The 13,351-nt window shown below is 69.1% G+C and carries 13 protein-coding genes; 4 read left to right on the top strand and 9 right to left on the bottom strand.

The features are described from left to right. Positions 1–143 precede the first annotated feature (143 nt). The 3 genes from ABID41_RS17625 to ABID41_RS17615 all read left to right on the top strand — a co-directional run bounded on the left by ABID41_RS17625 (position 144) and on the right by ABID41_RS17615 (position 3,208). Positions 144–1,286 carry an SDR family oxidoreductase gene (locus tag ABID41_RS17625; RefSeq protein ID WP_354298305.1) on the top strand — a complete coding sequence of 381 codons (1,143 nt, stop codon included), beginning with the start codon at positions 144–146 and terminating at the stop codon, positions 1,284–1,286. 177 nt (positions 1,287–1,463) lie between these two features. Then, positions 1,464–2,801, top strand: a complete 1,338-nt coding sequence (gene fliI / locus ABID41_RS17620; protein WP_354298304.1) for a flagellar protein export ATPase FliI — start codon at positions 1,464–1,466, stop codon at positions 2,799–2,801. After that, entirely contained in the window at positions 2,798–3,208 is a 411-nt protein-coding gene (locus ABID41_RS17615) for a flagellar export protein FliJ (RefSeq protein WP_331930079.1), read from the top strand. The genes fliI and ABID41_RS17615 overlap by 4 nt, the downstream gene beginning before the upstream one ends. 104 nt (positions 3,209–3,312) lie before the next feature. On the opposite strand, the gene ABID41_RS17610 is transcribed toward ABID41_RS17615, so the two are convergent. The 3 genes from ABID41_RS17610 to ABID41_RS17600 all read right to left on the bottom strand — a co-directional run bounded on the left by ABID41_RS17610 (position 3,313) and on the right by ABID41_RS17600 (position 5,191). Further along, positions 3,313–3,720, bottom strand: a complete 408-nt coding sequence (locus ABID41_RS17610) for a DUF4282 domain-containing protein (RefSeq protein ID WP_331930080.1) — start codon at positions 3,718–3,720, stop codon at positions 3,313–3,315. A 126-nt stretch (positions 3,721–3,846) separates the two neighbouring features. Continuing rightward, the gene (locus tag ABID41_RS17605; protein ID WP_354298303.1) at positions 3,847–4,737 is read right to left on the bottom strand and encodes an NAD(P)/FAD-dependent oxidoreductase; all 891 of its coding nucleotides are present in this window, start codon (positions 4,735–4,737) and stop codon (positions 3,847–3,849) included. Beyond that, positions 4,727–5,191 (bottom strand): Rrf2 family transcriptional regulator, encoded by a 465-nt coding sequence (locus ABID41_RS17600; RefSeq protein WP_354298302.1) that lies wholly within the window; start codon positions 5,189–5,191, stop codon positions 4,727–4,729. Before ABID41_RS17600 ends, ABID41_RS17605 begins: the two co-directional genes overlap by 11 nt. 144 nt (positions 5,192–5,335) lie before the next feature. On the opposite strand from ABID41_RS17600, the gene ABID41_RS17595 reads away from it, so the two are divergent. Next, positions 5,336–5,842: a GNAT family N-acetyltransferase gene (locus tag ABID41_RS17595; protein ID WP_331930086.1), complete on the top strand. Its 507-nt coding sequence runs from the start codon at positions 5,336–5,338 to the stop codon at positions 5,840–5,842. Positions 5,843–6,031: 189 nt separating this feature from the next. Here ABID41_RS17595 and flhA read toward each other — a convergent pair whose 3' ends face one another. The 6 genes from flhA to fliF form a co-directional block, all read right to left on the bottom strand. Next, entirely contained in the window at positions 6,032–8,119 is a 2,088-nt protein-coding gene (gene flhA, locus ABID41_RS17590) for a flagellar biosynthesis protein FlhA (RefSeq protein ID WP_331930088.1), read from the bottom strand. A gap of 25 nt (positions 8,120–8,144) precedes the next feature. Further along, positions 8,145–9,512, bottom strand: a complete 1,368-nt coding sequence (flbD, locus tag ABID41_RS17585; RefSeq protein WP_354298301.1) for a sigma-54-dependent transcriptional regulator FlbD — start codon at positions 9,510–9,512, stop codon at positions 8,145–8,147. A 32-nt stretch (positions 9,513–9,544) separates the two neighbouring features. Further along, complete coding sequence (gene fliN / locus ABID41_RS17580; protein WP_331930092.1) at positions 9,545–9,877, bottom strand: flagellar motor switch protein FliN; 333 nt, start codon at positions 9,875–9,877, stop codon at positions 9,545–9,547. A gap of 5 nt (positions 9,878–9,882) precedes the next feature. Further along, positions 9,883–10,527 (bottom strand): FliH/SctL family protein, encoded by a 645-nt coding sequence (locus ABID41_RS17575; protein WP_354298300.1) that lies wholly within the window; start codon positions 10,525–10,527, stop codon positions 9,883–9,885. Between the two features lie 91 nt (positions 10,528–10,618). Further along, complete coding sequence (gene fliG, locus ABID41_RS17570) at positions 10,619–11,644, bottom strand: flagellar motor switch protein FliG (protein ID WP_331931121.1); 1,026 nt, start codon at positions 11,642–11,644, stop codon at positions 10,619–10,621. Then, positions 11,641–13,299 (bottom strand): flagellar basal-body MS-ring/collar protein FliF, encoded by a 1,659-nt coding sequence (gene fliF, locus ABID41_RS17565; RefSeq protein WP_354298299.1) that lies wholly within the window; start codon positions 13,297–13,299, stop codon positions 11,641–11,643. Before fliF ends, fliG begins: the two co-directional genes overlap by 4 nt. Positions 13,300–13,351: the final 52 nt, after the last annotated feature.

Here is a 13,351-nt window from a genome sequence, read left to right as displayed (position 1 = left end):
CGGTGCCGTGGGCGAGTCGCAGGGGCTGTTGAATCTTTCGTGATTGGACTTTGCGGGCGAACGCGGCGTGCGCCGCGGGCGGAGGGGAACAGGAGGCGATCCGGTCCGTTTGGACCTGAAACCCCCAGCCCAAAAGGATTCCCATGGCCGTGAAACTGAAGCCGCTCGCCGACCAGGTCATCGTCATCACCGGAGCCTCTTCGGGCATCGGCCTGGCGACCGCGCGCAAGGCCGCCAAGGCCGGAGCCGCGGTGGTGCTGGTCTCGCGCAACGCAGATGCGCTGCGCGCCATCTGCGACGACATCAACGCCGAGGGCGGGCGGGCCCACGCGGTGGTCGCCGACGTCGGCAGCCCGGACGACATGGAGAAGGTTTCGCGCGCGGCGATCGCCCGCTTCGAGCGGATCGACACCTGGGTGAACGACGCCGGGGTCGGTCTTTATGGTGAACTGAGCCGGACGCCGGCGGAGGATCACGAGCAGCTGTTCCGCACCAACTACTTCGGCGTGGTGAACGGTTCGCTGGAGGCCATCAAGCACTTCCGGGCGCGGGGCGGGTCCGGCGCGCTGATCAATGTCGGCGCGGCGAACTCGGACGTCGCCACGCCCCTGCTGGGCGCCTATTCGGCCTCCAAGCACGCGGTGAAGGGCTTCACCGAGGCCCTACGCGTGGAGTTGCTGCGGGAGAAGGCTCCGGTTTCGGTGACGCTGGTCAAGCCGTCCAGCGTCTCGACGCCCTTTGCCGATCATGCCCGCAACCTGATGGAAAAGGCCGCCTCGGTTCCGCCGCCGCGCTATTCGCCCGACGTGGTGGCCGACGCCATCCTGCACGCGGCGACCCATCCGGTCCGCGACCTGGCGGTGGGAGCCGGCGGACGGCCGATCGTCATCGGCTCGGCTGCGGCGCCGCACCTGACCGACCGGGTGCTGGCCAAGGTCATTCCCCCGCTGTCGCGCCGCCGGGGCCAGCCGCTGGCGAGCGACAGCCTCTATGAGCCCGGCGTCGACGGCATGACCGAGAGCGAGAGCCTGAAGGGCCGCCGGTTCAGCCTTTATACCGAGGCGCAGAAGCATCCGGGCGTGACCGTCGGACTGGGCGCCCTGGCGGTGATCGGGATCGCCGCCCTGCTGGGCCGCGACCAGATCGCCCGCGGCGCACGGCCTGCCCTGGCGCGGGCGGCCCGACCGATCCTGGTGAAGGCGGCCATGCGCCGGCCGGTCTCCACCGCCAAGCTGGTGGCCAAGCACCCGCGGCAGGCGGCGCGGCTCGCGAGCGCCTTGCGTTAAGATTGGCTCCAAGCGTGGCCGTATCTTCACCAGGAGTTAACGGCGCCTGACCGACTCTCCCCAGTGGCCGAATCCGGCCGCTTCAGCAGCACGAGTGCTGCCGAAGACTCTTAGGGAATAGAGCATTTTCTTCGCCGAACCGGCGACCTTCGGCGGAAAATGCTCTGGGGTCTGGGTTTGCGCAGTCTCATCGCCGCTGTGGAGCGGATCGATCCGCTCACCGTATCCGGCCGCGTCGCGGCCGTGAACGGCCTCCTGATCGAGGCCCGCGGCGGGCTCACGCGCCTTGCGGTCGGAGCCCGCGCCGAGATCGAGCGGCGCAACGACAGGCCGCTCACCGCCGAAGTGGTCGGCTTTCGCGAGACCCGGGCCCTGCTGATGCCGTTCGGCCCGGTAGAGGGCGTGGCGCCCGGCGCGGCGATCCGCATCGAACCGCAGGGCTCGGCCGTGCGGCCGACGACGGGATGGCTGGGCCGGATCGTCGACGCCTTCGGAGAACCGATCGACGGCAAAGGACCGCTGCCGCAGGGGCCGGCGGCCTATCCGCTGCGTCCGCCGCCGCCGCCGGCCCATGCGCGGGGCCGGGTGGGCGAGCGGCTGAACCTGGGCGTCCGGTCGATGAACGTCTTCACCACCTGCTGCCGGGGGCAGCGGCTGGGGGTGTTCGCCGGCTCGGGGGTCGGCAAGTCGGTGCTGCTGTCGATGCTGGCCAAGCAGTCGGACTGCGACGCCGTGGTCGTCGGCCTGATCGGCGAGCGGGGCCGCGAGGTCCGCGAGTTCATCGAGGAAACCCTGGGCGAAGAGGGGCTGAAGCGCGCGGTGGTGGTGGTCGCCACCTCCGACGAGCCGGCCCTGAAGCGCCGGCAGGCGGCCTACATGACCCTGGCGATCGCCGAGTTCCTGCGCGACCAGGACCTGGAAGTGCTGTGCCTGATGGACTCGGTGACGCGTTTCGCCATGGCCCAGCGCGAGATCGGCCTGGCTGCAGGCGAGCCGCCGACCACCAAGGGCTACACGCCGACCGTCTTCACCGAACTGCCCAAGCTGCTGGAGCGGGCCGGCCCCGGGCCGATCCGCCCGGACGGCACGACGGCGGGGCCGATCACCGGTCTCTTCACCGTGCTGGTGGATGGGGACGACCACAACGAGCCGATCGCCGACGCCGTGCGCGGTATCCTGGATGGGCACATCGTCATGGAGCGGGCGATCGCCGAGCGCGGGCGCTTCCCGGCGATCAACGTCCTGAAGTCGATCAGCCGGACCATGCCCGGCTGCCATCTGCCGCACGAGCGGGAGATCGTGAAGGCGGCGCGCCAGTCGCTGGCCGCCTACGCCAACATGGAAGAACTGATCCGCATCGGCGCCTATCGCGCCGGCGCCGACCCGATGGTGGACCGCGCCATCGCGCTCAACCCCGCCCTCGAGGCGTTCCTCGGCCAGGACAAGGACGAGGCGACCGGGCTGGAGGAGAGCTTCGACACCCTTGCCAGCATCCTGAACGGTGAAGCCGCATGAGTTGGGCCAAATCCCTGATCAAGCTTTCGACCTATGAAGTGGAACTGCTGCAGAAGCGGCTGGGGGAGATCGCCGGCCGGCGGATGCAGGCGGAGATGAAGCTGGCCATGCTGGAGGCCGAGGGCGAGGCCGAGGCCATGCGCACACGGCAGGACGCCGAGGCGGGGCTTTACCAGGCGGGTTTCTGGGAAGGCCTGCGGGCCCGCAAGGCGATGGTCCAGGTCGAGATCGACCGCATCGCCCTGGAGGAAGCCGGCGCGCGCGACGCCCTGGCCTTGGCCTTCGAGGAGCAGAAGAAATACGAGCAGGTGGCCGAGGGCATCCGGCTGGCCCAGCTCAAGGAGGCGAGCCGCCGGGAGACCGCCGCGCTAGACGAGATGGGCCTGCGGCGCGTCGCAGCGCGGTAAGGGGGACGACATAGATCGTCCCACACCGTCGTCCTCTCCTGGCGGGGAGGGCCCCTCGGTCAACTTCGCTGACAGCTCCCCAGCGGGGAGCATCTGAAGGATGCTCAGTTCAGCGGGCCGGGCGGGGCTTGGCGCTGTTGGACGCGCGCGGTGGTGGCTTCGAGTTGGTCGGCGTCGGCGGCCTGGCGCAGGGCGTGGAGGTCGTCGCTCAGGCGGAAAAGGGCGACATAGAGCTCGCAGAACGAGCGCCACAAGAGGATGAGGCCCCCGACCACCAGCAGGCCGGCGACCAGCACTGGAATCGCCAGCAGGATCCCGAACCAGTTTTCCTCGCGCAGGGCGACGCCCACGGCCGCGCCGACGGTGCCGAACGCCAGCAATGCGATGACGCCCAGCCCGGCCCAATAGATCAGGTGAATCACCTGGTTGGTCATCAGCCGTTCGAAGGTCAGCAGATCCCAGAAGATCGAGCTGCCCGGGCCGCGCCGGGTCGGGGAAGCAGGTCGCCGCATTCGATATCCAACGCTTCGCGGCCGACAGTGACCGCCGCAGGGGCAAATCGCTACCAGCCGGGGACCGCGCCTGCAACGTTCGTGACGCTGGGGTCGGCCGATCGGCCGCAGGCGATGCGGCGTTGGTCAGAAGACCAGCGAGCGATGCACGGCGACCCCGGCGGTGACCCCGTCGGCCGAGGCCCAGGTGACGCTGTGCGCGCCGCGTGAGATGTCGCCGGCTGCGTAAACACCTGGAACCGTTGTCATTTTCCAGGCGTCGGTCTTGACGATCGCCCCGAGCGGGCCCTGATCCATATCGCAGCCAAGTTGTTCAGCGATGGGGCTGCCCAGGTGGTTGCGCGGACCTATGAACAGGGCGTCCAGGGGATCGCTCCGACCATCGGCCAGGGCGATGGCCGAAAGGCCCAAGCCTTCGCCGTGCAGCGCTTCGACCTTCGCAGATTCGATCCGGACTCCGCGCGCGGCGAGATCGGCCGCGGCGGCGGGGTCGAGTTCGCCACCGTCCAGATAGAAGGTCGTCGGACCCCATTCGGCGATCAGGGCGGCCTGGTGGACGGACATCGGCGAGAGGTTCAGGACCCCGAGCCTGCGATCGGCGACTTCGAAGCCGTGGCAGTAGGGACAGTGGATCACCGAGGCGCCCCAGCGCTCGGCGAGGCCGGGCAGCGGTGGCAATTCGTCGGCGAGTCCGAAGGCCAGCACGAGCCGGGCGCCTTCGAGCGTTCGGCCATCGGCGAGCTCGACCAGGAAGCCATCATCCTGCGCGCGGGCCGCGACGGCCTCGCCGTCGACAAGGCTGACCGTCGGATAGGCGGCGACCTGCGCCCGGGCGGCGGCGAGCATGGCGCGGGGCGAACTGCCGTCTTGGGCGAAGAAGCCGTGCGACTGTGCGGCGAAGCGGTTGCGCGGGGCGCCGGCGTCGACGACGCAGACCGATCGCCGCGCGCGGGCGATGTACATGGCGGCCGAGAGGCCGGCGAAACTGCCGCCGACGATGATCGCGTCATGACGCATGAACAGACTCCAGGTCGTGGGCGCCGCCCCGGCTGACGAGGCGGTCGTGACAGTCGGCGAAGAGCATGGCGAGGGTCACTTCGCCGAAGCGGGCCAGCAGCAAGGCCTCCGCGTCGTGGAAGGCCTGGTCGAGAGCCGCATTGACCGCCTGCTCCACGAGGCAACCGGGCGACTCGGTGCGGTTGCCCATGGCCAGCAGGCCGGGCGAACCGAGGGCTTCGTAGATGTCGCGCAGGGTGACCTTGGAGAGGTCGCAGGCGAGGGTCCAGCCGCCGCCGTGGCCCTTTTCGGAGCGGACATAGCCATGGTCGCGCAGGCCAGCCATGACCCGGCGGACCACCACCGGATTGGTGCTCATGGCCTTGGCCAGGACCTCGGAGGTGGCCGGACCGTCGTGCTCGGCCAGGTGCAGGAGGACGTGGAGCACGCCCGACAGCTTGCTGTCTCGTCTCATGAAACATCATATGTTGCGTGAAATGGCAGGCCGCAAGGCTACGCCGCCAGCTTTTTCGGAGCGGCCAAAAAAGAAGAGCGGAGTCAGGGCTTTGTGCTACCGTCGGTTTCCGAGATCACGACATTCGGTATTTAGCGTTCGATCATGGGACCGACGATACAAGCGGCCGATTGGAAACTTGAGCCGATCTCCGGCGCCGACCGCGAGCTGGTCGAGGCCATTGCGCTGCCGCCTGAGCAGGAGGCCTTCGCCGGCAGCCTGGACGAGGTGTTCGGGCGCCTTAACGAGCCTGGCGCCGTGGGCCTGGAACAGGGCTTTGCGGTGATCGAGCCGAACGGCGAGGTGGTCGGCTTCTTCGTCCTGCGCGAAGGGCTGCGCCGGCCGGCCTGGGCGCCGCCGGGGACGGTGAGCCTGCACAATTTCCGCGTCCGCCCGGGCTTCCAGGGCAAGGGCGTGGGGCGGCGCTGCATCAGCCTGCTGGAAGAATGGTTCGCGCGGGAACGGCCCGTGCAGCCGCAGCTCATGCTGGCGGTGAACTCGCGCAACACGGCCGCGATCAATGCCTATCGGAAGATCGGCTTCGTCGATACCGGCCAGCGACACGAGGAAGGCATGGGGCCGCAGTACATCTTCGCCAAGCCGCTGGTTTGAGGGGCGGCGCGGGGCCCATCGCATTTGAAGCTCACGCCGGTTCGTCATGGCCGGGCCGGCAGGTCCCGGTCATCCCTAAACGCCGAGGATAGCCGGAAACGCTGGTGCGTATGGATCCCCGGCACGCTCACGCGGCCGGGGATGGCGATTCGAGGAAGATTGCGGATCCAGTTCTGAGGGAGGGCCAGATCAGATCTGGCCGACGGTCTTCAGGCGGGCCTTGGGGTGGATTTCGTTCTGGCTGAGGACCGGGGTCTGGCCGCGGAAGCGTTCGATGATCGAGCGGACGTAGGGGCGGATCTGAGGGCTGGTCAGCAGGACGGCGCTGTCGCCGGCCAGGGCGGCGCGCTCGAAGCTTTCGCGGACCGCGCGGATGAAGTCCTGGAGGCGCGAGGGGGCGAGGGCGAGCTGCTTTTCCTCGCCCGCGCCGACCAGGGCCTCGGCGAAGGCGTTCTCCCACTCGCCGGACATGGTGATGATCGGCAGGGCGCCGTCGTCGCCGCGATAGGCGAAGGAGAGCTGGCGGGCCAGGCGGCTGCGGACCTGTTCGACCAGCAGGGTGATGGAGCTGGTGTGGGGGGCGGCCTCGCCGATGCCCTCGAGGATGGCCGGCAGGTCGCGGATCGACACCCGCTCGCGCAGCAGGGCCTGGAGGACACGCTGGACCGTGGTGGCCGAGACCACGCTGGGGATCAGGTCCTCGACCAGCTTCTTCTGCTCGCCCGGCAGTTCTTTCAGCAGCTTCTGGACTTCGGCGTAGGAGAGCAGGTCGGGCATGTTCTCCTTGAGGATCTCGGTCAGGTGCGTGGTCAGCACGGTGGCCGGGTCGACAATGGTGTAGCCGCGGAAGGTGGCTTCCTCGCGCAGGGAGTCGTCGATCCAGGTGGCCGGCAGGCCGAAGGCCGGCTCGCGCATGTGCTCGCCGGGCAGGTCGACCTGGCCGCCGGAGGGGTCCATGGCCATCAGCGAGCCCAGCCGAACCTCGCCGCCGCCGCCCTCCATCTCCTTGATGCGGATCATGTAGCCCTGGGAGGGCAGGCGCATGTTGTCGAGGATGCGGACCGCCGGCATGACGAAGCCGAAGTCCTGGGCGAGCGTTCGGCGCAGGGCCTTGATCTGGTCGGTGAGGCGGCGGCCTTCGAGGTCGTTGATCAGCGAAAGCAGGCCATAGCCCAGCTCGATCTTGACCTCGTCGATGGCCAGGGACTGGGCGATGGACTCTTCCTGCTGCTCGGCCGGGGCGGCGGCCGGGACTATGTCCACCGGCGGCGGGGCGGCGGCCTGCTGCGAGCGCTTCCAGGCGAGATAGCCGGCGCCGGCGGCCAGGGCCGCGAAGGGGACGATCGGCATGCCGGGGATCAGGGCGATGACACCGGCCGAGGCCGAGACCATGCCCAGACTGATCGGGTTCATGGCGAGCTGGGCGACCAGGGCCTTGTCGGCCGAGCCGTCGACGCCCGCCTTCGACACCAGGAAGCCGGCGGCGATGGAGATCACCAGGGCCGGGATCTGGCTGACCAGGCCGTCGCCGATGGTCATGATGGTGTAGGTCGAGGCCGCCTGGCCCAGCGGCACCTTGTGCTGGACCACGCCGATCAGGATGCCGCCGATGATGTTGATGGCGACGATGATCAGGCCGGCGATGGCGTCGCCGCGGACGAACTTGCTGGCGCCGTCCATGGCTCCGAAGAAGGTGCTTTCCTGCTCCAGCTCCTTGCGGCGGGTCTTGGCCTCGGCCTCCTCGATCAGGCCGGCCGAGAGGTCGGCGTCGATGGCCATCTGCTTGCCGGGCATGGAGTCCAGGGTGAAGCGCGCGGAAACCTCGGCGATCCGGCCCGAACCCTTGGTGATGACCACGAAGTTCACGATCACCAGGATGGCGAAGACGATGACGCCGATGACGTAGTTGCCGCCCATCATCAGCTTGCCGAAGCCTTCGATGATCTTGCCGGCGCCGTGCGCGCCCTCGTGGCCATGACCGAGGATCAGGCGGGTCGAGGCGACGTTGAGGCCGAGGCGATAGAGGGTGGTGACCAGCAGGACGGTCGGGAAGGCGGTGAACTCGAGCGGCTTCTTGATGAGCAGGGAGGTCATCAGGATCAGAACCGACGAGGTGATCGACACCGCCAGCAGCAGATCCAGCATGAAGGGCGGGATCGGCAGGATCAGCAGCACGACGATGCCGATCACGCCCAGGGCGAGAGCGACCTCGCCCTTCATCACCCAGCTCATGACGTCGCGGGCGGTCGGGCGTTGCGAGATCGTCGTGTCCGTCATCTGAAATCCGCCCCCAGGTCCGACCTTAGGCTGCGCTGGCGCCCATCTGCGGCGCGGGCACCGTCACGCCGGCCTCGGAATATTCCTTCAGCTTGTTGCGCAGGGTCCGGATGGAGATGCCGAGGATGTTGGCCGCGTGGGTGCGGTTGCCCAGGCAGTGCTGCAGGGTGTCGAGGATCAGGCGCTGTTCCATGTCGGCGACGGTCTGGCCGACGAAGGTGCGGGTGACGGCCTCCGCCACGTCGGCGGCGGCCTGGGCCGCGCGGGCGGCCGGATCGGGGGCGGCCAGCGGCTGGCCATCGGGCAGGCGGATGGCGCCTTCCTCGATCTCGGGGCCGGCGGCCAGCAACACCGCGCGGTGCATGGCGTTTTCCAGCTCGCGGACGTTGCCAGGCCAGCGGTGGGCGACCAGGCGGCGCTTGGCCTCGGCCGAGAGCGGGCGCTCGGACATGCCGTTGGCCTTGGCGTACTTGCGGATGAAGAACTCGGCCAGGGCGACGATGTCGCCGGGGCGCTCGCGCAGCGGCGGCAGGCGCAGGTTCACGACGTTGAGGCGATAGAGCAGGTCCTCGCGGAAGGTCCCCTCCTTCACGGCCTGGGCGAGGTCGCGGTTGGAGGTGGCGAGGATGCGGATGTCGACCTTCACCGGCTTGGCGCCGCCGACCCGGTCGATCTCGCGCTCCTGGATGGCGCGCAGCAGCTTGGCCTGCAGGCGGGCGTCCATCTCGGAGATTTCGTCGAGCAGCAGGGTGCCGCCGTTGGCTTCCTCGAACTTGCCGACGCGCCGGGCGACCGCGCCGGTGAAGGCGCCCTTCTCGTGACCGAAGAGCTCGCTTTCCAGCAGGTTCTCGGGAATGGCGGCGCAGTTCACCGAGATGAACGGACGGGTGGCGCGGCGGGACTTCTGGTGGACGTAGCGGGCGATGACTTCCTTACCCGAACCGCTTTCGCCGGTGATCAGGATCGAGGCTTCCGAGGGCGCGACCTGGTCGGCCAGGCCGATGACCGACTGCATGCCCGGATCGCGCACGACCATCGGCTTGTCGTCGTCCGAGACGGCCGAGAGGACGGCGGCGATCATCTCGGCGTCGGGCGGGAGCGGGATGAACTCCTTGGCGCCGGCGCGGATGGCGTTGGCAGCCTTGCGGGCGTCGGCGTCGACGCCGCAGGCGACGACCGGCACGTGGATGCGCTCGCCCTCGTTGGCGGCGATGAGGGCGGCGATGTCGAGGTCGTAATCGACCAGCAGCAGGTCCGCGCCCTGACCAGCGCGCAGGGCGTGGGTCGCGGCGTCGGCGGTCTCGACATGGCTGACCTTGGCGCCCGCCGTCATCGCCATCTTCACGGCGCTGGCGAGCTGACCGTTCAGTTTTCCGACAACCAAAAGCCGCATAGCACTATCTCCTACTGACAGACCGGGGCGGATCAGCCCTGGGTGTCGCCGTCCTTGATGATTTCGGTCATGGTCACGCCCAGGCGGTCGTCGACGATGACGACCTCGCCGCGGGCGACCAGGCGGTTGTTCACATAGATGTCGATGGCCTCGCCGACCTTGCGGTCGAGGTCGAGGACGCTGCCCGACTGGAGCTGGAGGAGCTGGGCCACCGACATGGTGGCGCGCCCGAGCACCGCCGAGATCGACACCGGCACGTCGAACACCGGCGCGAGGTCGGTGGCGGTCTTCTCCTCGATCTCCATCCCGATCTCCATCGGATTGGAGGGGGCGAACTCGTCCAGCTTGAGGTCGTTGTCGGCCATGGCGGTCAGCCTTCGCTTCCAGGAATAAGGGGTTCGGCGTGCAGGCCCTCGGCAGCGAGGGCGGCGTGCAGGGCGCCGGCGACGCGCTCGGCGGCGGCGGCCGGATCGAAGGCGGCCGCGCCGTCGCCGAAGTCGAGAGTGAAGGCGGCCGGGCCGATGGAGGCCGAGGCCCGCACCTGGATGGCGCCGGGATAGCCGATGGCCCGGGCGGTTTCCTCGAGTTTGGCCTGGAGGCCTTCGGCGAGCTGGGCCGAGACGTTCACGATCAGGCGGGGCTGGGCCTCGATCTCGCGGGCGAGGTTTTCCATGGCCGCACGGATCGGCGCGACCGGGAACGCGTCGAGGGCCGCGTCGGCGATGGCCCGCGCGCAGGCGAGGGCCAGGGCGGCGGAAGCTTCGCGGTGCTCATGGGCGACGCCGGCCAGGCGCGGCAGGGCCTGGCCCACGGCCGCGGCGATCTGGGACAGGGCCTGGGCCTCGAGAGCGGCCATGGAGCCGAGGCCCTGGCGCTCGCCCTCGGCGAAGGCCTGGGCGCGGATCGCCTCGACCTCGTCGGCGGGGAAGAGGCGCTTGGGCCGCGGTGGAGCGTAAGCGCCGCCGGCGTTGTCGAACACCGTGTCGAAGCCGAATTTCTGGTGGGGCGTCGTCATGCGAGCGCGCCGCCCCTCCGTCCCGTTGCTGCGCATCGGGCCACCTCCCCCAGGGGGTGAGGATCGAGGAGGAGTGAGAGGAAGCCGCCCATCAGTAGATCAACTCGTCGTCGCCGCCAGCGCCGGCCAGCATGATCTCGCCCTTGGCGGCCAGGTCCTTGGCGACCTGGACCATGGCCATCTGGGCCTGGTCGACGTCGCGCAGGCGGACCGGGCCCATGCTCTCCATGTCCTCGCGCATGATCTTCGAGGCGCGCTCGGACATGTTCGAGAAGAACATCTCGCGCAGGGAGTCCGAGGAGCCCTTGAGGGCCAGGGCGAGCTGGTCCTTCTCGACGTTGCGCAGCAGGGTCTGGACGCCGCCGGGGTCCAGCTTGGAGAGGTCCTCGAAGACGAACATCAGGGCGCGGATGCGCTCGGCGCTCTCGCGGTTGCGTTCTTCCAGGGCGGTCAGGAAGCGGGCCTCGGTCTGGCGGTCGAAGGCGTTGAAGATGTCCGCCATCATCTCGTGGCTGTCGCGCTTGGAGGTGCGCGCCAGGTTGGACATGAACTCCGTGCGCAGGGTCTGTTCGATCTTGTCGAGGATGTCGCGCTGCACAGGCTCCATGCGCAGCATGCGGGTGACGCACTCCAGGGCGAAGTCTTCGGGCAGGGCGGCCAGCACGCGGGCGGCGTGGTCGGACTTCACCTTCGAGAGCACGACGGCGACGGTCTGCGGGTATTCGTTCTTCAGGTAGTTGGCGAGCACCGCCTCGTTCACGTTGCCCAGCTTGTCCCACATGGTGCGGCCCGCGGGACCGCGGATCTCCTCCATGAGGGCGTCGACCTTGTCGGCCGGCAGGAAGGCCTGCAGCAGGCGCTGGGTCTGCTCGAAGGAGCCCATGATCGCCCCGGCGCCCGACATGCCGGAGATGAAGTCGACGAGAAGGTGCTCGACCGCGCCGGCCGAGACGGTGCCGAGGCTCGCCATGGCCTGGGAGATCTCCTTGATCTCCTCTTCGTCGAGGTGCTCCCAGATCGTCTTGTGCTCCTCGCCCAAGGCGAGAAGGACCACCGCGGCCCGTTCGGGGCCGGTGAGCTGGGTCGGATCGGAAATGGCTTTCAGGCGGGCGTTCATTGCGACTCGTGGAGCCAACTACGCAGGATCGAGACGGATTCTTCCGGGTGGTTTTCGACGAACTCGGAGACCCGCTTCACGGAGGAGGCCTTCACCTGGCCCTCGATGCGGGCGATGTCGATGCGCTGCTCCAGCTCGGCGGCGCCTCCTGGGCCGGGCAGGGCGAGCTGCTGACCGGTCACCGGATCAACCGTGACATGCAGCGGCTGGCCGTCCGGCGTGGTGGTCAGGCGCGTGACGCCAGGAGCACCGCCCCCGGCCAGGGCCGGCAGGCCGCCGCGGCCGCCTGGCGGCTTCAGCATCGGACGGACCACGAAGAAGATCATCAGGATCGCCACCAGCGCCAGGATGCCCAGCTCGACCGCGCGCATGATGTCGTTCTTGTCGAAGCCCATCAGCGGGTTGGCGGCCTCGACTCCGCCTTCGGCCTCGGGGGCGGCGAAGCGGGTGTTGACCACCGTCACCTGGTCGCCGCGGTCGGCGTTGAAGCCGACGGCGGTGCGCACGAGCTGCTCGATGCGCTGCATCTCCTCGGCCGAGCGGGGCGTGTAGGCGCCGGGCTTGCCCCCGGTTCCAGGGGTCGTGAGGCCGTCCACGGCGACAGCGACCGAGAGGCGCTTCAGGTCGCCAGGCTCCTGCACCTCGGTGCGGATGGTCTTGGAGATCTCGTAGTTGGTGGTGGATTCGGTGCGGCCGCTCTGGGACTGGTTGAGCGTCTCGCCGGCCAGGGGCGGGCCGCCGGGAATGTTGGCCGTAGCGGTGACGCCGCCGTTGGAGTCCGGCTGGTTCTCGCGGGCGTTTTCTTCGTTGGTGGTCTCGGAGCGGACCACCTGGCCGTCGGGGTCGAAGGTCTCCTGCTGGACGGTGACGCGGGCCAGGTTGAGGTCGGCGGTGACGTTGACCCGGGCCTTGCCGGGGCCGACGACGCCTTCAACCAGCTTGGTGACGGTCTTGGCGATGCGTTGTTCGATCTCGCCGCGGCGGCCGTCGGCGACCTGGCCGCCAAAGCCGTCCTCGCCGGTGGAGAGAGTCTTGGCGTGCTGGTCGACGACGGTGACGCGGCCGGGCTTTAGGTTCGGCACGGCGCTGGAGACCAGGTTCTGGATCGCCTGGACCTGGTCGGCGGAGGGCGCGCGGCCGCCGACGCCGATGGTCACCGAGGCCGAGGGCTGCTCGGCTTCTTCCTCGAAGAGCTGGCGCTTGGGCAGCACCAGGTGGACGCGGGCGGAGGTCACCCCGTCCAGGCTGCGGATGGTGCGGGCGAGCTCGCCTTCCAGGGCGCGCTGGCGGTTGAGCTGCTGGACGAAGTCGGTCTGGCCGAGGGCCGAGGTCTCGTCGAAGATTTCGTAGCCGACGGAGCCAGAGGTCGGCAGCCCCTTGCTGGACAGCATCAGGCGGGTCGAGGCGACCTCATCGCGCGGGACCATGATGGTCGAGCCGTCGCCCTTGACCTCGTACTTCACCCCGGCCTGGTCGAGGGCGCTGGTGATCGAGCCCGCCTCCTTGAGGTCGAGGTTCGAATAGAGCAGGGCCTTGGGCTCGCCCAGGTTCATGGTGAGAGCGACGAGCGTGGCTGCAACCCCGGCGCCGATGCCCAGGATGGCGGCCAGGCGGCCGATCCCGAACCTCTGCAGCGCAGCGACGAAGTTGTTCACAGCGGGCGCCCCTTCCCAGTGTACGCGGGTCGGACGTCACTCGCCCTCCGCT

The sequence above is a fragment of the Phenylobacterium koreense genome, from assembly GCF_040545335.1.
Lineage (GTDB): Bacteria > Pseudomonadota > Alphaproteobacteria > Caulobacterales > Caulobacteraceae > Phenylobacterium > Phenylobacterium koreense.
The sequence above is the reverse complement of the archived record's forward strand: the minus strand, read 5'-3'. Positions and strand labels throughout refer to the sequence as shown.